The organism is Stutzerimonas sp. FeSN7 (genome assembly GCF_030263795.1).
GTDB classification, from domain to species: Bacteria; Pseudomonadota; Gammaproteobacteria; order Pseudomonadales; family Pseudomonadaceae; genus Stutzerimonas; species Stutzerimonas stutzeri.
Genome location: NZ_JARPMN010000001.1, coordinates 4,512,787 through 4,536,058, shown reverse-complemented (window position 1 = coordinate 4,536,058; position 23,272 = coordinate 4,512,787). Strand labels below are relative to the sequence as shown.

General features: G+C 65.4%; 18 protein-coding genes and 1 tRNA gene. 6 read left to right on the top strand and 13 right to left on the bottom strand.

From position 1 onward, the window contains the following. Positions 1-41: 41 nt before the first annotated feature. The 7 genes from P5703_RS21625 to P5703_RS21595 form a co-directional block, all read right to left on the bottom strand. A complete protein-coding gene (locus P5703_RS21625; RefSeq protein WP_125843352.1) occupies positions 42-665 on the bottom strand; it encodes an ABC-type transport auxiliary lipoprotein family protein in 624 nt (207 codons plus the stop codon). Next, positions 662-1,600 (bottom strand): MlaD family protein, encoded by a 939-nt coding sequence (locus tag P5703_RS21620; RefSeq protein ID WP_279643062.1) that lies wholly within the window; start codon positions 1,598-1,600, stop codon positions 662-664. The genes P5703_RS21625 and P5703_RS21620 overlap by 4 nt, the downstream gene beginning before the upstream one ends. 1 nt (position 1,601) lies before the next feature. Then, complete coding sequence (locus P5703_RS21615) at positions 1,602-2,387, bottom strand: ABC transporter ATP-binding protein (RefSeq protein WP_279643061.1); 786 nt, start codon at positions 2,385-2,387, stop codon at positions 1,602-1,604. Then, positions 2,384-3,532: an ABC transporter permease gene (locus P5703_RS21610; RefSeq protein ID WP_037005504.1), complete on the bottom strand. Its 1,149-nt coding sequence runs from the start codon at positions 3,530-3,532 to the stop codon at positions 2,384-2,386. The genes P5703_RS21615 and P5703_RS21610 overlap by 4 nt, the downstream gene beginning before the upstream one ends. A 144-nt stretch (positions 3,533-3,676) precedes the next feature. Then, entirely contained in the window at positions 3,677-4,813 is a 1,137-nt protein-coding gene (locus P5703_RS21605) for a catalase family protein (protein WP_279643060.1), read from the bottom strand. Between the two features lie 26 nt (positions 4,814-4,839). Continuing rightward, positions 4,840-6,711, bottom strand: a complete 1,872-nt coding sequence (locus tag P5703_RS21600) for a di-heme-cytochrome C peroxidase (protein ID WP_106442601.1) — start codon at positions 6,709-6,711, stop codon at positions 4,840-4,842. A 300-nt stretch (positions 6,712-7,011) separates the two neighbouring features. Further along, positions 7,012-7,088: transfer RNA gene (locus P5703_RS21595), tRNA-Arg, on the bottom strand. Positions 7,089-7,248: 160 nt separating this feature from the next. On the opposite strand from P5703_RS21595, the gene P5703_RS21590 reads away from it, so the two are divergent. After that, entirely contained in the window at positions 7,249-7,950 is a 702-nt protein-coding gene (locus tag P5703_RS21590) for a cytochrome b/b6 domain-containing protein (protein WP_125875791.1), read from the top strand. Positions 7,951-7,987: 37 nt separating this feature from the next. Here the strand turns inward: P5703_RS21590 and P5703_RS21585 are convergent, their stop codons facing one another. Beyond that, positions 7,988-8,440: a c-type cytochrome gene (locus P5703_RS21585; protein WP_017245863.1), complete on the bottom strand. Its 453-nt coding sequence runs from the start codon at positions 8,438-8,440 to the stop codon at positions 7,988-7,990. Positions 8,441-8,752: 312 nt separating this feature from the next. On the opposite strand from P5703_RS21585, the gene gabD reads away from it, so the two are divergent. The 5 genes from gabD (at position 8,753) to P5703_RS21560 (ending at position 16,278) form a co-directional block, all read left to right on the top strand. Further along, positions 8,753-10,201 carry an NADP-dependent succinate-semialdehyde dehydrogenase gene (gene gabD / locus P5703_RS21580; RefSeq protein WP_017245864.1) on the top strand — a complete coding sequence of 483 codons (1,449 nt, stop codon included), beginning with the start codon at positions 8,753-8,755 and terminating at the stop codon, positions 10,199-10,201. Positions 10,202-10,350: 149 nt separating this feature from the next. Then, the gene (locus P5703_RS21575) at positions 10,351-11,556 is read left to right on the top strand and encodes an HDOD domain-containing protein (RefSeq protein ID WP_017245865.1); all 1,206 of its coding nucleotides are present in this window, start codon (positions 10,351-10,353) and stop codon (positions 11,554-11,556) included. A 221-nt stretch (positions 11,557-11,777) separates the two neighbouring features. Beyond that, a complete protein-coding gene (locus P5703_RS21570; RefSeq protein WP_285589704.1) occupies positions 11,778-13,883 on the top strand; it encodes a 3-hydroxyacyl-CoA dehydrogenase NAD-binding domain-containing protein in 2,106 nt (701 codons plus the stop codon). Positions 13,884-13,926: 43 nt separating this feature from the next. Further along, entirely contained in the window at positions 13,927-15,123 is a 1,197-nt protein-coding gene (locus P5703_RS21565) for an acyl-CoA dehydrogenase family protein (RefSeq protein WP_285589701.1), read from the top strand. Between the two features lie 12 nt (positions 15,124-15,135). Next, a complete protein-coding gene (locus P5703_RS21560) occupies positions 15,136-16,278 on the top strand; it encodes an acyl-CoA dehydrogenase family protein (RefSeq protein ID WP_111481802.1) in 1,143 nt (380 codons plus the stop codon). A 365-nt stretch (positions 16,279-16,643) separates the two neighbouring features. On the opposite strand, the gene P5703_RS21555 is transcribed toward P5703_RS21560, so the two are convergent. The 5 genes from P5703_RS21555 to P5703_RS21535 all read right to left on the bottom strand — a co-directional run bounded on the left by P5703_RS21555 (position 16,644) and on the right by P5703_RS21535 (position 23,192). Then, positions 16,644-17,687 carry a hypothetical protein gene (locus P5703_RS21555; protein ID WP_014595388.1) on the bottom strand — a complete coding sequence of 348 codons (1,044 nt, stop codon included), beginning with the start codon at positions 17,685-17,687 and terminating at the stop codon, positions 16,644-16,646. Further along, the gene (locus P5703_RS21550; RefSeq protein WP_052301441.1) at positions 17,684-18,982 is read right to left on the bottom strand and encodes a hypothetical protein; all 1,299 of its coding nucleotides are present in this window, start codon (positions 18,980-18,982) and stop codon (positions 17,684-17,686) included. Before P5703_RS21550 ends, P5703_RS21555 begins: the two co-directional genes overlap by 4 nt. 608 nt (positions 18,983-19,590) lie before the next feature. Next, positions 19,591-20,475, bottom strand: a complete 885-nt coding sequence (locus P5703_RS21545; protein WP_014595390.1) for an SH3 domain-containing protein — start codon at positions 20,473-20,475, stop codon at positions 19,591-19,593. A gap of 343 nt (positions 20,476-20,818) precedes the next feature. Continuing rightward, positions 20,819-22,165: a spinster family MFS transporter gene (locus tag P5703_RS21540; RefSeq protein WP_053527746.1), complete on the bottom strand. Its 1,347-nt coding sequence runs from the start codon at positions 22,163-22,165 to the stop codon at positions 20,819-20,821. Positions 22,166-22,307: 142 nt separating this feature from the next. After that, positions 22,308-23,192 carry an alpha/beta hydrolase family protein gene (locus tag P5703_RS21535; protein WP_019407376.1) on the bottom strand — a complete coding sequence of 295 codons (885 nt, stop codon included), beginning with the start codon at positions 23,190-23,192 and terminating at the stop codon, positions 22,308-22,310. Between the last annotated feature and the right edge of the window lie 80 nt (positions 23,193-23,272).

The following is a 23,272-nucleotide window of genomic DNA, read 5'->3' as shown; positions in this document are numbered from 1 at the left end:
AACCGCTGTTTCGCGCGTTTATATGACCGTTTCGCCGGACTTTACTGCGCGGGCCGCCTTTTTGCTACCTCGATCGTCCAGTCTTGCAGCTGGCGGCTCAGCTCGTCGGTGGCCTGGCCGAAGGCCGCCACCACGCTTTCCAGTTGTGGGCTCGCGCTGGGCTGACGGATCTCGAAGCGGCGGCTGGCGAGGATGCGCTGGTCGGGTGCCGAGGCCAGCTGAGCATCCAGCCGGACCAGTACCTGCGGCTGGCCATCGATGTATTCGCTCTGGAAGGCGCGCAGCTCACTGAGCAGCTCCAACTCGGCGAACAGGTTGCTGTCCTCGTTGCTTACCTTCACCGGTCCGCTCTGGCGGAAATGCTCGATCAGCCGGTCGCGCAGCAGGGTCGGTGCGGCATCGCTCCAACGTGCGCCCTGATAGCTGCTGATCTGGTTGCCAGCCGGCACCACGGCGATGCGCGGCCCGGCCAGGATGCGGCTGGCATGGGGGGTGTGGATGCGCAGCGCCTGCTGCAGTCGCTGCCCTTGCTGGACGGCCGGCGAATCGGCGGTTGGCAGCAGGTACACGCGGATCGGCTCGGCCTCGGGCAGCAGGGAGCAGGCCGCGAGCGTGCCGAGCAGGCTTGCGAGGGCAAGGGGGCGGAACAGCGCAAGGCGGCTCATGGGGTGAACTCCTGGATCTTCTCGCGGCCGAGCAGGAAGCCGCTGGGGTTGTCTTCGAGGCGCTGGGTCATGCGGCGCAGGGCACCGAGGGTGCCGCGCAGTTCGTTGATCGCCGGGCCGAGGTCGTTGAAGCCCTGCAGGCCATTGGTCAGTGCACCCTGGTTGTCGGCGAGCAGGTCGTCCAGGCGCGAGGTGGCGCGTTCCAGCGCGGCCATCGACTGGCCGGCACGGGCCAGCAGCTGGCGGCCTTCGTCGTCGAGCAGGCCGTTGGCGTTGCGCGTCAGGCGGGTGATTTCCTCCAGTGCGGCGTTGGTCTGCCGGCCCAGCTGGGCGAGCTGGGTCAGCGCCTGGCTGAGGTCGCCGCGCTGCTCGGCGAGCACGCTGGTGGCCTGCTCCAGATTGGCCAGGGTGCGGCCGATACGTCCGGCGTTGTCCTCGGAGAGCATCAGGTTGGCGCTGCGCAGCAGGTTGTTGATGTTGGTCATCAGGTCCTCGCCATTCTCCAGCAGTGCACTCAGCGGGGACGGGTCGGCGATGATCAGCGGCGGCTCGCCACGCTTGCCTTTCAGCGGCGGGCTCTGCGGCGTGCCGCTGTGCAGCTGGATGATCATGCTGCCGGTGATGTTGGCCAGCGCCAGGCGTGCGCGGGTGTCCTGCTTGATGGGCGTGCCGGCATACACGCGGATGCGCGCGCGCACCTTGCGCGGATCGTCCGGCTCCAGCCACAGCGCTTCGACGTCACCGACCTTGATGCCGCTGTACTCCACCGAGCTGCCATTGGACAGCCCGCTGACCGCGCGATTGAAGCTGATCTCGTAATAGTTGTACTCGCGGTCCATGCTCGACTTGCCCAGCCAGAGCGCGAACAGCAGGGCGCCGCCGACTGCCAGGACGGTGAACAGGCCGATCAGCACGTGATGGGCACGGGTTTCCATGTCAGTTCTCCTGCAAGTCGGCAGCCTGTTGCGCCGCCCGGCCACGTGGGCCGTGGAAGTAGTCGCGGATCCAGGCGTCGTCGGTGGCTTCCACCACCTCCAGGCGATCGGCCACCAGCACCCGCTTGCGCGACAGCACGGCGACCCGGTCACAGATGGTATAGAGCGTATCCAGATCGTGGGTTACCAGAAACACGCTGAGGCCCAGCGCGTCGCGCAGGGTCAGGATCAGCTGGTCGAAGGCTGCCGCGCCGATGGGGTCGAGGCCGGCGGTGGGCTCGTCGAGGAACAGCACCTCCGGGTCCAGCGCCAGCGCGCGGGCCAGGGCGGCACGCTTGACCATGCCCCCGGAGAGCTCGTCGGGGTACTTGCAGGCAGCATCTGCCGGGAGACCGGCCAGTGCCAGCTTCAGCCGCGCCAGATGCTCGGCGTCGCGGCGCTCGAGCCCGGCGTGCTCGATCAGCGGCAGCGCGACGTTCTCCTGCAGATTCAGCGAGGTGAACAGCGCGCCCCGCTGGAACAGTACGCCGAAACGTCGTTCCACCTGCGAGCGGCGCTCGGCCGACAGTTCCAGCAGATTTTCGCCGAACACGCTGACGCTGCCGGCATTTGGTCGGCGCAGGCCGACGATGCTGCGCAGCAGCACCGACTTGCCGGTACCCGAACCGCCGACCACGCCGAGAATCTCGCCGCGACGGATGTCCAGGTCGAGACCGTCGTGCACGGTCTGGTTGCCGAAGCGGTTGACCAGTCCGCGTACCTGTATCAGCGCGTCGTTGCCCGTCACCAGCCCATCTCCATGAAGAACAGCGCGGCGATGGCATCCAGCAGGATCACCATGAAGATCGCCTGGACCACGCTTGAAGTGGTGTGCTCGCCAACTGATTGGGCGCTGCCGGTGACCTTGAAGCCTTCCAGGCAACCGATCACCGCGATGACGAAGGCGAACACCGGTGCTTTGGCTAGCCCAACCAGAAAATGGCTGACGGCGATGTCGCGCGCCATGATGTTGAAGAACATCGTTGGTGAGATGTCCAGCGCCAGGACGCACACCACCAGCCCGCCAGCGATGCCGCTGAGCATGCCGACGAAGGTCAGGATCGGCAGCGTGATCAGCATCGCCAGCACTCGCGGCAGCACCAGCAGCTCGATCGGGCTCAGGCCGAGGGTGCGGATGGCGTCGACCTCCTCGTTGGATTTCATCGAGCCGATCTGCGCGGCGAAGGCGCTGGCGCTGCGCCCGGCGAGCAGGATCGCCGCTAGCAGCACGCCGAATTCGCGCAGGAAGGAAAAGCCCACCAGGTTGACGGTGTAGATGGTCGCGCCGAAGTCGGCGAGCACCGTCGCGCCAAGAAAGGCCACCACCGCGCCGACCAGAAAAGTCAGCAGCGCGACGATCGGCACCGCGTCCAGCCCGGTCTGCTCGATATGTACGGCCAGTGAGGTCAGCCGCCAGCGCCGCGGCCGCGGCAGCGTCAGCAGCAACGTCTGCAGGGTCAGGCCAATGAAGCCGAGCAGCGCGCGCTGCTGCTTCCACACCGCCGCGACCGTGCGGCCGATATGCGCCAGCACATAGCCGAATTCATAACCGCGTGGCGACTCGGCGGCATCCGGTTGGTCCAGGGCGGTGGCGACTGTGCGCAGCAGCGCCAGGCGTTCGGCTGGCAACTGCGGCGCCCAGGCTTCGATGGCGGCGATCCGCTCGGGGCCCAGCAGCTCCACCAGCAGGCCGGCGCCCGCCGTATCCAGCGCCCCGAGCCCGCTCAGCTCGATCTGGCTGCGCTCGTCGATTCGCGCCCTGAGCCGCTGCACCTCTCGGCGCAGTGCCGCGTAATGGGCGAGGGTCCAGTCACCGACGATGCGCGCCCGCAACGGCGAAGCCCCTTGATCGAGGGTCACCGAACCGGGAGACGAGGACAGGGTGGCGCTCATCTTCTGCAAACGGGTGCCTATGTCGGGCGATGGAGTCCTGATTGATGCTAGCAGGGTTCCGCCCGGCAAGACAGGACCGGGTGGCCCGTGGTCAGCAACAGGCGGCGCGCGTCGGCTGCTGATCCATGGACCACCACGGTGGCGTCAAAGTGCGCCGTTACGCTCGAGCCGGTAGCTGCTGATCGCCTCGTACACCGCCTTGCGCAGCCGGTTGATGCCGCCGATGGGGCGATGCTCCGGCAGTGCATGCCAGGGGTTGAAGCTGAGGTTGTCGCAGGCGAGGTTCTGCTCGGGGCTGTCGAAGTCCTGCGGCGGCAGGCGGATGTCGGCGACCGTCTCGAATGGCGCGATGGCCTCGTCCCACTCGATGCTGGTGTCCTCAATGGGCATGTAGTACTCGGTGTTCTGCCGCTGCACCTGCAGGGCGAAGCAGGCCGGTGCGCGGTCGAGGGACAGCTGCTGGTAGAGCGCGCTGCGCAGGAAGTTCGGCAGGTCGCGGTTCTGCTCGGGCAGTTGGTAGGTCGGGCAGTTTTCCGGCGTCGGGATAACCCGGTACTTGATGTTGTGCGGGCCGAGCTTGTATGGCGCCACGGAGCTGTAAGTGGTCGCGACCGGGCTTTCCGGTGCCGGCGCCAGGGTCTGCAGCGCGATGAACAGGTGGCGCAGCTCCCAGCTGCGCGGATCGATGCTGGGGAAGAACGCCAGCGCCTTCTTGCCCTGCGCCTGAGCAGCGAAGTTGCTGCGATATTCGGCAACGTCACGGACGAAGAACACCGGGTGGTTGAACATCACGAAGTCCTGCTCGCCAGCGTGGCGCGGGTCACGCGTGAGCTTTTCCCCTGGCACGTCGAGTAGCTTGATCGCCATGCCGCGGGCGTCCCGAATGCGATCGAACTGCGGGTAGGCGTTGCCGTTGGACAGCCGCACCCAGGCCTGCCAGGTCTTGCCCGGCTCGCTGAAAACGCCCTGGCGCAGTGCGGGCTCCAGGTCGGCGCGCACACTGACTTCGGCGCGCACGCAGCCGTGGGCCTTGGCATGGGCGTCGCGCAGCACGCGGGTGTTCTCGCTGTGCTGTTCCACCACGGCAATGGCGTCGGCGATGATCGCCTGGGTGTCGGCCGCTTCGCTCGGCGCGATGACCTCTTCGCTGGAGACGGGACCACGATGGGTGAGGTGAAAGTGCACGGCGGCGATCGCCCAGCCGGCCAGGCCGATAGCAGTGACGGCAAGCAGCAGCCGGCCCAGCAGGCGACCGATCCAGAGCCAGAGTCTTGTCAGCATGTGGCAGATCCTTGTGCGGGGACGAGTCAGCGGCAGCTGGGGCCGGGATTGTGGGCGCGCGCCGGCAATTCCTCGAGGCGCGGCTCGAAGCGGGGGTCGCCGAGCACCTTGAGGTACTCGACCAGCGCCCAGCGCTCGTGCGGCGCCAATGCCCGGCCGATCACGCCATTGCCGCGGCAGCCGGCGCGGAATTCGTGGCCGCGGTTGCTGTTGCCGGTGATCGCGGTATCCAGCAGAAAGCCGCCGTCGAAGCGTTCGGTGCGGACGCCCACATGCCGCGGATCGTATTCGCGGCTGCCGACCCAGAACTGCTTCTGCCGTTCGGCCACCGGTGACAGCAGCTGGAACAGCGTCGGCACCGAGCCGTTGTGCAGGAACGGCGGCGTCGCCCAGATGCCGTCCAGCGGGCGTGCTTTGTAGCCGCGCAGTTCCTGCACGCCGATCGGCAGGCCGAAGCCGTCGAATTCCGCGCGCTCGGTCTCGCCGATGCCGGCGTCACGGTAGGCGCGCTCCTCGACATAGGCGGTGATATAGGCCAGCCCCTTGGCGCTGGATAGGCTGGCGAGATCGAGCGGGCCGGATGACGCGCCATACAGCTGCACATCCAGGCGATCCAGCTCATCCTGGGTCCAGCCCAGGCGGGTCAGGTCGAAGCGGTGGTCGGCAATATTGTCGGCGGTGGTCGGATCGGTACCGACGAAGGAGGTGGGGGTCACCTTCATGCGCCACTCGGGGTCGCGTTCGGCAGCGAAACGCTTGTCGACCGGCTTGGGCCTGGCGTCGTGGCAATGCGCACAGTTTTCCTTGTACAGCGCGCGACCGAGGCTGGCCTGCTCTAGATCGATCGCGCCCAGCACGTCTTCGGGCCAGCGAGGCGGGGTCAGCTGCATGAGCGTGGTTTCCAGCCTGTGCAGGTCGCGTACGCGAACGCCCGATGCGTAGCGCTCGGCTTCGGCGACGGGCTGGCCGTTCTCGTGCAGCAGACGCAGTGTGGCGCCAACACCCAGCGCCTCGCCGATATTGCGTGCCATCGGCTGCATGGCCGAGCCGTTCCACTGCACCCAGTCGAACTTCCAGATATCCCACAGATGCGGGTAGCTCACCGGCGCGTTGGCCACGCGGTAGTTCGCCGGATCGATGGCATCGCCGAACACGCTGTTGGCGATGCGACCGAACGCATCGGTACGGCCGAAGCCTTCTTCGGTGGGGTAGAGCCCGCGGTGCCAGTCGTTGTAGGCGGTGCCGAGCAGGCGGTCGAGCACCTGCTTGAAGTCGTGGCGCAACTGCGCGCGGTCCTGCTCGTAACGCTCGCCCAGCACCTGCTCGGCGAAGCGACGGAACTTGAGCGGGTTGTAATAGGTGAAGGCCATGCTCATGCCCAGCGCCTGGCCAAAGGCGCCACCGCGCAGGGTCGGCACGGTGGAGGCCAGCGAATGCATCGCCGCGCCACCGTCGATACGAATGGCCTGCCCCCCGTAGCGCAACTCACCGGTGTGGCAGGCCGCGCAGGTCACATCCAGATAGGCGCGACCGGTCTCATCATCCTCGTGGCGGGCAAAGCCGACCGGCAGGTTGCCGGGGTTCAGCGCAGTGGCTTGTTGCGCGGGATCGACCAGAAAGCCGAAGCGGGCAAGGTAGTCGGGCGTGGCGAACTTGTCCCGGCTGAACGGCAGTTCCAGCGCACGGAACCAGTCGTACTCCAGCCCCTTAACCTGAGTGCCCTGCGGCGTGTAGTAGTAAGTCTGTCGCTGCGTGGCGTCCCACTGCTCCAGATAATGCAGCGCTTCGGGCGCTTCATACTCTGGAAGGTTCGGGTAGGCCACGAAATACAGCCCGACCCCCACGGCCAGCACAGCCAACAACAACACAGCCCCCAGGGCTCGGCGCAGCAATCGCATCGGTACATCCTTGTAGCGTCATGGCGAGTGCGCGTTTATGGCAGGGTTGTGGGGTGATGGCAAATAAATGGACCAAGGAGCACTTATTGATTGCCGGGCAGATATCAAGGATGCGTCTAAAACGAGCGTGAGGTCAGGTTGAGGCGGCCCGGTGATGCTGCGCGGCGGGTTTAACTTGCGCCGACCGGCCGTTTGCTGGCAGGCGATCCGGTCAGGCGGATGGACCAGCAGAAACGCAAAAGCCCGCAGCGAGCGGGCTTTTGCGGAGCGCTTCGAGGGGCTCGAAACGACTATCTAATATGGCGCATCCGGCGGGATTCGAACCCACGACCCCTGCCTTCGGAGGGCAGTACTCTATCCAGCTGAGCTACGGATGCGTTGCGGGGGGCAATCATACGCATGTCGTTGACGGGCGTCCATGCTGGTGCGGCTGGGCGGATATGCCCGGGTGCGGCTTTTTCGCAGCTGCCAGTGGCCGGGCCGGCTGGTACCCTTGCGTGTCGCGGCCGGGGGCCGTGGGTGTTCGATGGCAAGGGGATGGAGATGTCAGGCCATATCAAACTCTGGGACGCGCCGCTGCGGCTGTTTCACTGGCTGTTCGCCGGGGCGGTGATCGCCGCCATCGTCACGGGCTGGGTCGGCGGCAGTCTGATGCCCTGGCATGGCCGGCTCGGCCTGCTGGTGCTGGGGCTGCTGGTGTTCCGTCTGATCTGGGGCTTCGTCGGTTCGACGTACGCCCGCTGGCCGCGCATCTTCGCCGCGACGTTCGGTGTGAAGGACTATCTGCAAGGCAACTGGCGCGAAGCCGGGCACAATCCGCTTGGCGCATTCTCGGTACTGGCCATGTTGCTGCTGGTGAGCTTCCAGGTTGCCAGCGGGCTGATGGCGACCGACGACATCGCCTTCCAAGGCCCGCTCTATGCGCTGATCAGCAGCGAAACCGGCAGCGCGCTGAGCGGCCTGCATCGGCAGGCGAAGTGGCTGCTGCTAGTGCTGATCGGCATGCACCTTGCGGCCATCATCTATTACACGCTGGTGATGCGTCGGCCACTGGTGCGGGCGATGATCGCGGGACGGGCAGAGCGCGAGCATCCGACGCAGCAGGACGCGCGGGGCGGCTCGCTGCCCACCGCGGTTCTGGCGATCGCGCTGGGTGCGGCTTGCGTATGGGGTGTGCAGGCGGTGGGGGACTGGCTGAAGCCTGAGCCAGCGGCGGTAGCGCCCGGCCTGGACTGGTAAGCCAGCCGACCGGAAGGTGTCGGCTGGCTGCGCGCGATCAGTCGGCGCGGAACTTGTCGTGGCAGGACTTGCAGCTGCCGCCGACGTCGCCGAAGGCCTTCTTGATCGCGGCCTGATCACCTTCTGCGGCGACCTTGGCAAGCTGGTTGGCGGCGGCGGTGAACTTGCGGCCGATCTGCCCGGCCTCATCGAGGTTCTGGAAGAACTCAGGCTTTAGGCGGGTGGCCTTGCCCAGTTGCTCGGTGGTGGTGTCCGGGCTGTACAGGCTACCCATGCCAGAGTTGGCGATGGCGGCGATGGCATTGGCTGCGGCTGCCACCTTGGGCTGGTCGTAGGGCTCCTTGCCGTCGACTACCTGAGCCTTGATCTTGCCCATGTTCCACGACATGAACTGGTAGCCGGCCTGGCGGGTTTCGACCATCTCTTCCGGTTTCATCTGCGCCTGGACGGCAGTGCTGGCCAGCAGGACGGCGGCCACGGCGCCTGTCATCAATGCTTTCACGGTAACTCCTTATCGATCCTTGGTTGTTCGGCGGCTGTGCCGCTCGCGCGCAACTATACCCCGACCCGTACCCGGGTTTGGGTAACAAGGCGTGACAGGCCGCGCAGGCATCAGGCTGGTCAATGGCACGACAATGCCAAGCGCCATGAGCTTGCCGGCCGGCCGGCTGCGGTCCTAGCATGGTCGTTCGAAGTGCAATGCGGCGGCAGGAACCGGGCGGCGAAGGACGGTTCAGATGATCGTCGCGTTCGCCAAACTTTCCGCAGCGGGCCTGCCGCTACGATGCCCGAGGAGACTGCCATGCAACTCAAAGACACCGCGCTGTTCCGCCAGCAGGCCTATATCGATGGCGCCTGGGTCGATGCCGACAGTGGCCAGACCATCAGCGTGAACAACCCGGCCACCGGCGAGATTCTCGGTACGGTGCCGAAGATGGGCGCCGCCGAAACCCGCCGCGCCATCGATGCCGCCGAGCGGGCGCTGCCGGCCTGGCGTGATCTGACCGCCAAGGAGCGCTCGCAGAAGTTGCGTCGCTGGTTCGAGCTGCTGATGGAGAATCAGGACGACCTGGGTCGGCTGATGACGCTGGAGCAGGGCAAGCCGTTGGCCGAAGCCAAGGGCGAGATCGCCTATGCGGCGTCCTTTATCGAGTGGTTCGCCGAGGAAGCCAAGCGCATCTACGGCGACACCATCCCCGGTCACCAGAAGGACAAGCGCATCCTCGTCATCAAGCAGCCGATCGGCGTGACCGCGGCGATCACCCCGTGGAATTTCCCGGCGGCGATGATCACCCGCAAGGCCGGCCCGGCGCTGGCGGCTGGCTGCACCATGGTCATCAAGCCGGCATCGCAGACGCCGTTCTCGGCACTGGCGATGGTCGAGCTGGCCGAGCGCGCCGGGATTCCCAAGGGCGTGCTCAGCGTCGTGACCGGCTCGGCCGGCGACATCGGCAACGAGCTGACCGCCAACCCCAAGGTCCGCAAGATTTCCTTCACCGGCTCCACCGAAGTGGGCGCCAAGCTGATGGAGCAGTGCGCGCCGGGAATCAAGAAGGTGTCCCTGGAGCTGGGCGGCAACGCGCCATTTATCGTCTTCGATGACGCCGACCTGGACGAGGCGGTGAAGGGCGCCATGCAGTCCAAGTACCGCAACGCCGGGCAGACCTGTGTGTGCGTCAACCGCATCTACGTGCAGGACGGCGTTTACGACGCCTTTGCCGAGAAATTCCAGGCGGCGGTGGCCAAGCTGCGGGTTGGCAACGGCCTGGAGGAGGGCACTGACATTGGCCCGCTGATCGATGATCGCGCCGCCGCCAAGGTCCGTGAGCACATCGAGGATGCCGTCGCCCAGGGCGCAAGGCTGGTAGCCGGTGGCCAGGCGCACCAGATGGGTGGCAGTTATTTCGAGCCCACCGTGCTGGTGGACGTGCCGGACAGTGCCAAGGTGGCCAAGGAGGAAACCTTCGGCCCGCTGGCGCCGCTGTTCCGCTTCAAGGACGAGGCCGAAGCGATCGCCAAGGCCAATGACACCGAGTTCGGTCTGGCGTCCTATTTCTATGCTCGCGATCTGGGCCGGGTGTTCCGCGTCGCCGAGGCGCTGGAGTACGGCATGGTCGGCATCAACACCGGGCTGATCTCCACCGAGGTGGCGCCGTTCGGAGGGGTCAAGTCGTCCGGCCTGGGCCGTGAGGGCTCCAAGTACGGCATCGAGGACTACCTGGAAATCAAGTACCTCTGCATGGGCATCTGACGCCCCCTGCGACAGTCGGTCTCAGGGGCTGGCTGTCGCGTTCTCCTGCGGTCAGAATCGCGCCCCCAGCGGCGTGCCCATTTCTTGCGGAGCAGTCGTCGCCCTGGCCATCTGGCCAGGCTGTAGTGACCTGTTCAGCGAGTAATGCAGTGAGCGTCTCGGCCCAAGTCTCCTTCGTACTGGTCGCCTACAACGAACCGTGGCGGGCGGACCAGCTTTGTCAGCTGGTACGCGAGCTACGTCCCGGCATGCGCGTGCAACCGGCAGCCGATGGCCATGCTGCCCTGGCGGCGTGCCAGCGCCAGGTGCCCAGCCTGCTGATCGTCGATGGCGAACTGGACGGGCTTGATGGTCGGCAGCTCCTGCGCGAGCTGCGTCGCCATGGTCCGACCCAGCGCCTGCCCTGCGTGCTGATCAGTGCCCGTACCGATACCGCCAGCGTGCGCACCGTGCTGCCGCTCGCACCGGCCGCCTATCTCGGCAAACCCTACGATCTGGCTGACCTGCGCGAGCGCCTGGACAAGCTGCTGCCGCGTTCGGCGGGTCACGCCGGCGCGCCGCGCCGCGCCGTGGTCGATGACCTCGACAGCTTTCTCGAACGCATGCGTCCGCACAATCGCGGCGCGCCGCTGCTGGAGACCGTGCTGAGTGCACTGCAACGCCTGCAGGGCGGCGATCAGGACTATGCCCAGCTCGAGGAGCTGCTGGCTCGCGATCCGCAGGTGACGGCGCGGCTGATCAGCGTCGCCAGCAGCGCAACACAGCCGCCGAAGTCCTGTCTGAGCCTGGCGCAGGCGCAACGGCAGCTGGGCTTGGCGCGCAGTCTGCAACTGGTGACCGAGCTGGCTCTGCAGCACAACGCCCGGCTGGTCGAGCCGCGTCTCGCCGAGCTGGCGGCGCAGCTCAGCGCCCAGGCCCTGCGCACGGCGCGTCTGGCGAGCTGGTTGGCACGCCAGCTGAAGTTGGATGTCGAGCTCTGTTTCAGCGCCGGGTTGCTGCAGAACATCGGCGAGCTGGCGCTCCTGCGCAGCCTGCAAGAATGGCTCGACAGCGGCGGCGCGCTGGATGAGGCGCAGCTGCAGCGCTGCCTGCGTGAGCGTGCAGCCGGCTTCGGCTCGGCGCTGCGGGCGCAGTGGGCGCTGCCCTTGGAGCTGCGTCAGGTGATCAGCGCCTACTACGCCCTGGGGGCTGGTGTGCTGCGCCGCGAAGCGCTGGTGCTCAATGTCACGCGGTTGCTGGTCGAGCTGCCCGAGGGCGCCGAACCTGCCTCGCTGGCCAGCGAACGTACGGTACGTTTGCTGCGCATCGACCCCGATCTTCTGGCCCGCGCCCCTCGCCACGCTGTCGGCGGCTAGCCGGCTTCTGGTCCGATATTCCCTGCATTGATAGCGGCCACCGGTCGCCTCGAGGTTGCCCGCCAGCCCTTGCGTGGCGCGGTGCTGCGCCTTCTTTTCGCGCGAACGCCCTGGCCGTGTGGTGCTATCGACACGTGGAAATGAGTCATTTATTCTGCAGTGCGAAACATGGTTCCGTGAAATAACAATTCCAATCAGCATTCACAGAAAGGGAGGCCTGCATGACGGATGTCATTCGGCTCGAACGCCGGGGCGATATCGCTCTGATCCTGGTCAATAACCCGCCGGTCAACGCCCTTGGCCATGCCGTACGAAAAGGCCTGTTGGATGCCTTTCAAGAGGCTGACGAGGCGCCCGAGGTGACGGCCGTGGTGCTGGTCTGCGAAGGCCCGACCTTCATGGCCGGCGCCGATATCAAGGAGTTCGGCAAACCGCCGCAGGCACCGAGCCTGCCGGAGGTGATCGAGGTGATCGAGGGCTGCCGCAAGCCGAGCGTCGCGGTGATCCACGGCACCGCCCTGGGTGGTGGGCTGGAGGTCGCGCTGGGCTGCCATTACCGTATCGCCCGGTCGGACGCCAAGGTCGGCCTGCCGGAGGTGAAGCTGGGCCTGCTGCCCGGCGCCGGCGGTACCCAGCGCTTGCCGCGGCTGGCCGGTGTCGAGAAGGCGCTGGAGATGATCGTCAGCGGCCAGCCCATCGGTGCGGCGGAGGCGCTGGAGCACCATATCGTCGACGAGCTGTTCGAAGGCGATCTGATCGAGGCCGGTCTGACCTATGCGCGTCGCCTTGTCGAGGAGGGCCGCGGTCCGCGCCGCAGTGGCGAGCAGACCCGCGGTCTGGAAGGCGTCGACAACGAGGCGCTGATTCGCGCCAAGCACGCCGAGGTGGCCAAGCGCATGCCGGGGCTGTTCTCGCCGCTGCGCTGCATTGCCGCGGTGGAAGCCGCCACCAGGCTGCCGCTGGCCGAAGGCCTCAAGCGCGAGCGCGAGTTGTTCACCGAGTGCCTGAATTCACCGCAGCGCGGCGCGCTGATCCATTCGTTCTTCGCCGAGCGTCAGGCCGGCAAGATCGACGACCTACCATCCGACGTCACCCCCCGCCCGATCAGGACCGCCGCGGTGATCGGCGGCGGCACCATGGGCGTCGGCATCGCCTTGAGCTTCGCCAACGCCGGGGTGCCGGTGAAGCTGCTGGAAATCAATGACGAGGCGTTGCAACGCGGCCTGCAGCGTGCCCGCGAAACCTACGCGGCGAGCGTCAAGCGCGGCAGCCTGACCGAGGATGCGATGGAGCAGCGCCTCGCGCTGATCGCTGGCGTCACCGACTACGGCGCCCTGGCTGATGCCGACGTGGTGGTCGAGGCCGTGTTCGAAGAGATGGGCGTCAAGCAGCAGGTGTTCGATCAGCTGGATGCGGTGTGCAAACCCGGTGCGATTCTCGCCTCCAACACCTCGTCACTCGATTTGAACGCCATCGCCGCCTTCACCAGGCGCCCCGAGGACGTGGTCGGCCTGCACTTCTTCAGCCCGGCCAATGTCATGCGCCTGCTGGAAGTGGTGCGCGGTGAGCGGACCAGCGATGAAGTGCTCGCCACCGCCATGGCGATCGGCAAGCAGCTGAAGAAGGTCTCGGTGGTGGTCGGCGTCTGCGACGGCTTCGTCGGCAACCGCATGGTCTTCCAGTACGGCCGCGAGGCGGAGTTCCTGCTGGAGGAAGGCGCCACGCCACAACAGGTCGACGCTGCCCTGCGCAATTTCGGCATGGCCATGGGACCGTTCGCCATGCGCGATCTGTCCGGTCTCGACATCGGCCAGGCGATCCGCAAGCGCCAGCGCGCGACGCTGCCGGCGCACCTGGATTTCCCCACCGTCTCGGACAAGCTCTGCGCCGCCGGCATGCTCGGGCAGAAGACCGGTGCCGGCTACTACCGCTACGAACCCGGCAACCGCACCCCGCAGGAGAATCCCGACCTCGCGCCCATGCTGGAAGCCGCGTCGCGGGAAAAGGGCATCAAGCGGCAGGCGCTGGACGAGCAGTACATCGTCGAGCGCTGCATCTTCGCGCTGGTCAACGAGGGCGCGAAGATTCTTGAGGAAGGCGTTGCCCAGCGCTCCAGCGACATCGACGTCATCTACCTCAACGGCTACGGCTTCCCGGCCTTCCGCGGCGGGCCGATGTACTACGCCGACAGCGTCGGCCTGGACAAGGTGCTGGCGCGAGTAAAAGAACTGCACGCGCGTTGCGGCGACTGGTGGAAGCCGGCGCCACTGCTGGAAAAACTGGCCGCCGAAGGCCGCACCTTCACCGAATGGCAGGCCGGGCAATGAACGCGACCCGCCTGCATTCCGAACGCACCATGAGGACCTTCCCATGAACGTCAACTACACGGCCGAAGAGCTCGCCTTCCGCGATGAAGTACGCGCCTTTCTGAAAAGCGAGCTGCCGGCGGACATCGCCGCCAAGGTCAAGCTCGGCAAGCACATGTCCAAGGACGATCACCAGCGCTGGCAGCAGATCCTGGTCAAGCGCGGCTGGTACGCGCCGGGCTGGCCGGTGGAGCTGGGCGGCACCACCTGGGGCCCGGTGGAAAAGCACATCTTCGACGAGGAGTGCTCCGCCTTCGGCGCACCGCGTACCGTGCCCTTCGGCGTCAACATGGTCGCTCCGGTGATCATCAAGTTCGGCACCCAGCAGCAGATCGACCATTACCTGCCGCGCATCCTCTCCGGTGAGGACTGGTGGTGCCAGGGCTATTCCGAGCCCGGTGCCGGTTCCGACCTGGCCAGCCTCAAGACCCGCGCCGTGCGTGACGGCGACCACTACGTGGTCAACGGCCAGAAGACCTGGACCACCCTTGGTCAGCACGCCAACATGATCTTCTGCCTGGTGCGCACCGACCCCGAGGCCCAGCAGCAGCGTGGCATCAGCTTCCTGCTGATCGACATGAAGAGCCCGGGCATCAGCGTGCGGCCGATCATCACCCTGGACGGCGACCACGAGGTCAACGAAGTCTTCTTCGACAATGTCCGCGTGCCGGTGGAAAACCTTGTCGGTGAGGAAAACCTGGGCTGGACCTGCGCCAAGTACCTGCTGACCCACGAGCGCACGGGCCTGGCCGGCATCGGCTCGTCCAAGGCGGTGCTGGCACATCTCAAGCGCATCGCCATGAAGGAAGTCTGCGACGGCAAGCCGATGCTCGAAGACCCGCTGTTCCGCGCTCAGGTCGCCGAGGTCGAGATGCAGCTGATGGCCATCGAGATGAGCACCCTGCGCATCCTCGCGGCGGCGAAGGAGGGCGGCGTACCCGGCGCCGAGTCGTCGATCCTCAAGATCAAGGGCACCGAGATCCGTCAGGCGATCACTCACCTCTTGCGCAAGGTCATCGGCCCCTACGCGTTGCCCTTCCTCGAAGAGGAGCTGCAGCTGGACTACGAAGGCGAGCTCTTGCACGCCGACTACAGCGCATCGTTGGCCGGCGATTACTTCAACATGCGCAAGCTGTCGATCTTCGGCGGCTCCAACGAAATCCAGAAGAACATCGTCTCGAAGATGATTCTCGAGCTGTAAGGGGACAACGCCATGGACTTCAAACTGACCGAAGAGCAGCAGATGCTGCAAGACACCGCGGCGCGCCTGGTGCGCGACGCCTATCCGTTCGAACAGCGCGAGAAGTTCAGCGAGTCCGAGCTGGGCTTTTCCGCCGAATTCTGGTCGCAGCTGGGCGAACTGGGCCTGACCGCGGTGCCGTTCTCCGAGGAGATCGGCGGCTTTGGTGGTAGCGGCGTGGAAACCATGCTGGTCATGACCGAGCTGGGCCGCGGCCTGACGCTGGAGCCGTATCTGCAATCGGTGATCCTGGCGGGTGGCCTGATCAACCAGCTCGGTTCCGACGCGCAGAAGCAGGACCTGCTGCCGCAGGTCGCCGCCGGTTCGCTGCAACTGGCGGTCGCGTTCGACGAGCCGCAGAGCCACTACAACCTGAACGATGTACAGACCCGCGCCGAAGCGGTCGACGGCGGCTATCGGCTCTCCGGACGCAAGGCCGTGGTCATCGGCGGGCACAGTGCCGGGCAGATCATCGTTTCCGCGCGCACGTCCGGCGACAGCCGCGACGAGGCCGGCATCAGCCTTTTCCTCATCGACCCGAACGCCCAGGGCGTCAGCCGTCGCGTCTACCCGACCATCGACGGGCGCAAGGGCTGCGACTTGTTCCTCGACAACGTGCAGGTGGGTGCCGAGGCGCTGCTTGGCAAGCTGGGCAATGCCTTGCCCGCGATGCGCTACCAGCAGGGCCGCGCGATCGCCGCGCAGTGCGCCGATGCCCTCGGCAGCATGGATGAAGCCTGCAAGCTGACCCTCGACTACCTGAAGACACGCAAGCAGTTCGGCGTGCCGATCGGCAAGTTCCAGGTCCTGCAGCACCGCATGGTGGACATGCAGACCGAGCTGGAGCAGGCCACCAGCATGGCGATCCTCGCCGCGACCTTTGCCGATGGCGAAGACAACGACGAGCGCAGCCGTATCATCGCCGCCGCCAAATACATCTGCGCCCGCGCGGCGCGCAAGGTGGCCGAGGAAGCCATCCAGCTGCACGGCGGCATCGGCATGACCTGGGAATACAACCTTGCCCATCACGCCAAGCGGCTGGTGATGATCGCCCACCAGTTCGGTGACGACGACCACCACCTGAAGGCCTATGCGAAGCTGATGCAGGTGGCCTGATCGCCCCGCCTGCAGCATGAAAAAACCCGCTCTCAGGAGCGGGTTTTTTATGGCCCGATGGTTGTGTGTGGTTCGAGAGTGCAGAGGGTGGAGCGTGGGCTTCACATCCGCGTGGCCGGGTCGGTGCCCCTAGCCCGACAGGGCGGACGTCGTCTTCAACATCCATGCGAAATAAATCGGTGGCGCGTTGCGGTGGTTCGGGGCGCGATCCACCCTGCGGATAAAAAGAGCGATTGCGATGCAAACAGCCGAAGGCATACGCAGCTTTTACCAGGCGGTGATCGCACCGACTGCGGCTCATTCGTTCCAGATATGAAAAAGGCCGGGCAATGCCCGGCCTTTTTAGCGACGCGATCAGCTGGCGATCAGATGCTGTCGAGTTGCGGGTTCAGGCGGTCCAGCAGGCGCTTGCTGCGGCGGCCATCCTGCAGGTCGCCCAGATCTGACAGGCGCACGCGCTCTTTCGGTTCGACCTTCAACTCCATGCCGCTGACCTTGCCGAGCAGAGCCTTCCTGAGCAGTTCGCAGCCGTCTTTCATGCCCTTTGGCAGGTCCTTGAATACACGGTTGCAGTCCTTCTCGGTCCGTTCAACGACCTTCTCGTAATGCGCTTGGCGTTGTTTGTCGGCGCTGCCTTCGCTGGGGTTCAGGGGGGTGTTGTAACGCTGATACAGCGCAATGCTGCGCTCGGCCATGCCGCGATCCTTGACGCTGAACAAGGCGCTTTGCAATTCGGCGCGCTCGACGCTCGATACCAACTCGCCCAGCTCGCTCATGAATGCCCGCTGCTCCCGGCCATTGCCACCGAAGCTCTCGCTCAGGCGCTGCAGCTTGCGATTCAAATCCCGCAGGTTGCTCAGGCGGTAGCTGACACGCGAATCGAACAGCTCTGGCAGATCGACCGCCAGCTCTGTTTCCAGCGTGCCGGCATCGTCATCGATATCCACGTAGATCTCGACGTCGTAGGGCTTGAGTTCGGCCAGGCCGCTGATCAGGGCGGGTTCGAAACCGCGAGCGGTAGCCATGCCTCGGCCGAAGCCGCCGCCGGCCATCGCGCCGAAGCTGCTCAGGCCGCCGAGGGCATGGCTGTCGGCCTCGACGCCGTTGAAGCGCAAGCGCAAGCGGGTCCGCTCGTCGTTTATGGAACGGTCGCTGATGATGACTTCAGCCACCTGCAGGCTTGGCTCGCGTTCACCGGCTTCCACTTTGAGCTCGGAGATCGTCACGCGGCCGCCGAATGGGCTGGACGAAACCGACTTCCAACGCAGGGTGTCCTCAAGCTCGTGCTCGTAAACCCAGTCTTCGATCAGCTTTTCTGCCTGGCTGCTGCTGTAGGCGCTCAGGCCGAAGTAGCCGGCCACCAGCACGGCAACGGCAGCGCCGGCGATCAGGGGTAGGCGCTTGCTCATTCGTCATCTCCTTGGAGCTCGGCACGTTCGGGCCAGGCTTGTTGTATCAGCGATTTCGCCTCTTCCGGCGTCCAGTCCGGGTCACCGATTTCATGTCGTGCGAGTTTCAGCGGATCGCGCAGATCCGCGCAGCCCTTTTCGCTGCAGGCCTGCAGCGTATTGGCGCTGATCAGCGTCAGCGGCAGGTTCTGCTCATCCTTGCGCGATGCATCCAGGCGCGCCTCGCCCTTGACCAGGAACCAGCCCTCGTCGGCGTCTTGCTCGCTGTCTCTGGTATCCAGTACGGCCGCGTACGGATAGTCGATCTTCCAGCCACCATCGGTTTTGCCATCGATATGGACGATCTGGCTGTAGCGTTGCGCGCGGCCTTGCATCATCGCGGCATAACCGCCGCCACTGAACGGCGAATAGCTGGCATCGCTGAGGATGCGGCCGTAAAGTTCTTCGGGTTTGCGAGTTTCGCGGCGTAACTGGCGATACAGCTGCAGCTGTTGCTCTGCCTGACGAGCCAGCAGCTCGCGCTGGCGCTGGGCTTCACGCTCGCGCTCCAGCTCGGCGCGGCGCTGCAGTTCAGCTTCCTTGCGCTCATATGCGAACAGGTGGTTATCGGCGCGAGCCGGGTCGTATTCCCACTTCTGCGTGCGGTAATGACGGGACAGCGATATGTCGTAGAGCCAGAAGTCCCGATCGCCCTCGTACAGCCCTTTTTCCAAATCCCGCATGCCGTAGAACTGGATCGCCCTGATCTTGGGCGCGCTCTTGTCGAGGTGTGCGGTGGCGAGGTCGATCGTCCGGCGAATACTTTCCAGGTCGCGGAAAAGGTCACGGTTTTCGGTAAGAGCGATCAGTGTGACGTTGCCACCATTCCAATGGCCGCCATAGCTATGGCCCATGCGCAGCAGGTAATGCACCTTGCTGGCAGGTTCGCTATGCAACAGCAGCAACAGGTTCTTGCGTTGGTCAATGCCCACTACCGGAAGCTGCGGCGCGTCGCCGTAGATTTCCAGGCCATCGAGGAAGCTGCCTTTGAACTGATGCAGACGCACGCCATCGCGGCGGTTGAGCGTCAGCGAGCCGTTGCCCTGCGCGTAGCCGTCCGGGCCGCATGTCACGCCGCTGGATGTCGCGGAGATATTCGCTATGTCGTCCTCCGGCTTGAACCCCAGGCGGAAGCGGCAGCCGCTCTGATCCGCGATCTCGGTGATGAAGTCGGCCTTGGCAAAAACGTCCCGGGCCAGCGGAGGTTGCCAGCCGTTGACGCTGAACTCTTTGGTGATAACCGGGGCGGGGGCCACAGCCTGCTCTATTGGGGCTGGCTTTTCTGCCGGCTCAGCGGGTTGGGCGTCGGCCACAGGTGCTGTCGGCGCTGGGGATGTAGCTGGGGGTTGTGGTGCTTCGGCTTCTGCTTGCGTCGGTTTGGCCGGTTCCGGCTCTGCGGTGGCCGGAGCGGTCTCGCGCGCAGCAGGTGAAGCGGCAGCGGGGGCTTCAGCAAGCGCTTGGGCGACGGTTGGCGCAGGGGCTTGCTCGGCGGCTGGTTGCGTGGCTACGGGGGCAGTACTCGCCGCTTGTGCCAGCCAGCCTGCGGCTTGGCTGGAGTGGCCGCGGGCTTGCGTCTTGCCAGCGCTGTCTACGCTGGTCCAGCTCAGCTGCGTAGCGCTCGAGCACTGGCTAGCGAACAGGCCGCCGAGTTTTGGCAGCAACCGGTTGATGGAGTCCTGGTTTGCTGGGCCGGCAAAAGCGAAACGCAGCTGTAGGTTGTCGCTGCACCAAGGTTCGCCATCGGCATGGTCGACAAAGACCTCGACGTTTTCCGCCTTCGAATAGGCCAGTCGGTGGCTGGCTGCCTGGGCCGAAGCCGCCACGGCCAGGCTTAAGGCCAGTAGGGAAATGTGGCGTACGTTCATCAGATCAGCTCCCAGGCACCGTCGGCCGCCTGACAGGCTTTTGCAGTCTGCTGCTCATTGCTGCCCTGGGCTGTCACGTCGTACTTGATCGTCCGGCAGGTGGCCTGTGCCGTCATGGTCTGCTCGACCGGAACAGCATCCAGGTCGATGGCGTCTAGGTCGATTCCCTTGGAGGCTGCGCTAGCGACATCAAGGCTGTCGAGATCGGTAGCCGTTTCGGCTGCAGCGGTCTGGGTCGACTGGGCGGGCTTTTTGACCTGTGCCACCAGCGGCGCGTAGACGTAGCCGATGGTTACGCCGCGGCGGCCCACCATGATCCAGTCATTTTCGGTGCGACCAATTGCAGTAAAGGTAGTGCCGACGGGCAGACCGGCAACCTTGTCGGCTTTCAGGTCGGGTGCATTACGCACGTTCGCTGACTTGACCGCCTGATAGGGCTGGTTGATCAGCGTCATGTTCGCTACCGGCTGCACCTTGGGCGTGTGCTTGACCGCAACTTCGCGTTGCACGGTTTCGGTCTTGACCGGGGTAATGGTGGCTTTGGCATCGCTATGGCTCGATGACCACTGAGTGGCTTGCCCGTCCTGAGCATGCTGCAGCGCCTGCTGAGTCTGCAGGGCCAGCGCTTCGCGGTCCCGCGCATCGAGCTTGGCGCCGATGGTCTTGCCCAGGTAACCACCGGCCAGTGCGCCTGCGATCATCGCAGCGGTGCGACCGCTACCGTTCCCGACCTGACTGCCGATGAGAATGCCTGCAGCGGTGCCGACCAAGGTGCCGATGTTCTCTTTACTCGCCCACTCGTTTTCGGCCATGTTGGCGCAACCGGCGCTGAACACGGTGGCGGTGCTGAGCAGCAGCACGCTGGTTTTTTTTGCGAAGCGCATGAGGTAGTCCTTATCTGAATGGCTGGCAGGTGGCATTCAGGACTGACGCGACGGCCGTTGCTGTGCCGACGGGGCTGCCGTTTCAATCCCTGAAATGGCCGGCAATTACACACAAATATGGCCTGCATCACAAACTCAAAAAGCGTCTAGAACGGCAGGCCGAGTTCGAGCAGCGGTAGTTTCAATCGCCTGGTAGGGCCGTGAAGGTCGGCCCCCAGCTCCGCGGGGCCGACCACTTTGGCGGGCTGAAGTTGTCGCCACACCTGACTTGTTGGGCAATGACGGCCTGACCGTTGGCGGCCGATGCGCATGATGAAAGTACAGGTCGCCATGCTTCGATTTGTCACGTTGGGGCTGGCGCAGCTGCGCTCTGCGGCTTCCATTCCTGCAAGCGATCCAGGCTGCCGCGGTAGTGCTTGAGCCCCATGCCGAGCAGGATCATCGCACCGACAAGGGCGATGCCGGTGACGATCAGCAGCGAATAGCGCAGGGCGTTGTCGTCGCCGAAGACGAAATCGGTGCCCAGCGCCACCGCGGTCGGGCCGATGCCCAGGCCGACCATGGTGATGACGAACAGGTATACCGCCGACGCCTGGCCGCGCATGGAGTTGGGCATGATCTCCTGGATCGCCGCCGGGCCCACGCCGAAGGGCATGGCGATGGTGAAGACATGCAGGGCGATCAGCGCCAGCGCCAGTTCGCCGGTGCCGGCCAGGTAGGCGAGATTGAGCGGCAGGGTCAGGGCGGCGGAGATGATGCCCACGCGCAGTGGCGCGTCGCGATAACCGCGCCGGTGCAGCAGGTCCGACAGTCGCCCGCCGGCGATGATGCCGATCGAGCCGGCCACCGCGACGACCGAGCCGTAGAGCACGCCGACGTCGCTGGCCGACCAGCCGTAGGTGCGGATAAAGAAGGTCGGAATCCATGCCGAACTGCCATAGGCGGCGAAGGCCAGGCAGGCGAAGCCGAAGTTATGGCAGAGCACGGTACGGCGGTTCTGGCGAATGTAGCCGGCCACTTCGCTCAACGGCACCTCGACGCCGGCGCCGACGCCCTTGCGCGATGGCTCGCGAATCAGCAGCAGGACGGCGGCGAAGAGCACACCGGCCGCGCCGAGCACAAGAAAGATCAGCTGCCACGGGCGCACCATGCCGAGCACCGGCAGTTCGACGTCGCCCTGTGCCGAGGCGAACTTGACCACCAGCCCGCCGAGCAGGAACGCCAGACCCGAGCCGATGTAGATGCCCATGGAGTAAACGCTCATCGCGGTACCGCGCAGCTTCGGCGGGAAGCTGTCGGCGATCAGCGAGTAGGCCGAGGGCGAGAGCGCCGCCTCGCCGACCCCGACGCCGATGCGGAACACGAGAAAGTGCCAGAAGGTCTTGGCCGTGCCGCACAGCGCGGTCATCAGACTCCAGACCAGCACGCCGATGGCGATGATGCCGCGGCGGCTCTTGCGGTCGGCCAGGCGCCCGATGGGCACGCCGCAGATGGTGTAGAACACTGCGAAGGAAAAGCCCATGAGCAGGCTCATGTGGGTGTCGGTGATATCCAGATCGCGGCGGATCGGCTCCACCAGCAGGTTGAGAATCTGCCGGTCGACGAAGGACAGCACGTAGGCGAGCATCAGGATCGCGACCGTCATCCAGGCGCGGGTGCTCGAGGGATAGCCGTTATTGTTGTTGTGCATGGCAAGCTCCGATTAGCGAGGGGGGCTGCAGCCCATCCTCACTTTTGTCGGAGATCGCCGATCCGGCAAGCGGAATAACTCTCACATATGTTCCGAAATATGCTTGATATGTTTCGCTCTGCGAAACTGTATCTGTGGTCTATTACGCAACAGCGCCCTGCTTGTCTGCCACCAGTTCCGGTAGAAGATGCCGCGTCCAGAGGCTGTCGGCGAATTGCCGGCGGAAGAAGCCGAAGTGGCCGATGCGTGTGGCGCCGATTTCTGCCGGGGCGATGCGCTGCATGGTCTTTGGCGCCGAGCTGTAGAACCCGTGGAGGGATTCGGTGTTTCGTGCCGACATCATCTCGTCGTCGCTGAAGGACAGTGAGGTCAGCGGAGTCCGCACTGCGGCGAAGGCCTGACGCACGGGCTCGCCCTCCACACCGACCAGGTATTGCGGGTGCAGGCACCAGCGCCGCCACTGGCGAATCACCCCGGCGGGCAGGTCGCCGACTGCGCCGATGCGACCGCCTGGGAAGTAGCCTGCCACCGCGGTCAGCACGGGCGCCAGGCCATGCCAGAGCAGCCAGGCCTTGTTGCGGATCTGCGGGCTGTTCTCGCGCCAGTAGCCGCTGCCGGCGGCGATGGTGACGATGCGGGTCAGGCGTTCGTGGCCGTCGACCAGTGGCAGGATCTGCGCACCGACGCTGTGTCCGATCCAGTACAGAGGCAACCCGCCGGCGACCTCGGCCGCCGCGGCGAGCACGGCGCTGCAGTCGTGACGGCCCCAGTCGAGGATGTCCACGTTCAGCTGCCGCAGCGGCATCCGACGCGAGCGCCCCATGCCCAGGTAATCGAAGGTCACCGCCAGGTAGCCCCGGTCGGCCAGCCAGTTGGCGAAATCGGTATAGAAGCGCTGCGGTACGCCCATTGCCGGGGCGATCAGCACGACGCCGGCTGGCTCCTGGTCGGGCTGGTACCAGCAGCTGGACAGGACATGGCCGTTGCCGTTGTCGATGAAGCGTTCTTCAACCTGTATCGTCGCCATCTTGTTGTTCTCCGCACTGTTGCGATTGCCACGTCGGTGCAGTATACGAGCAGTAGAAGATAATTCTAGAAAAATATTCT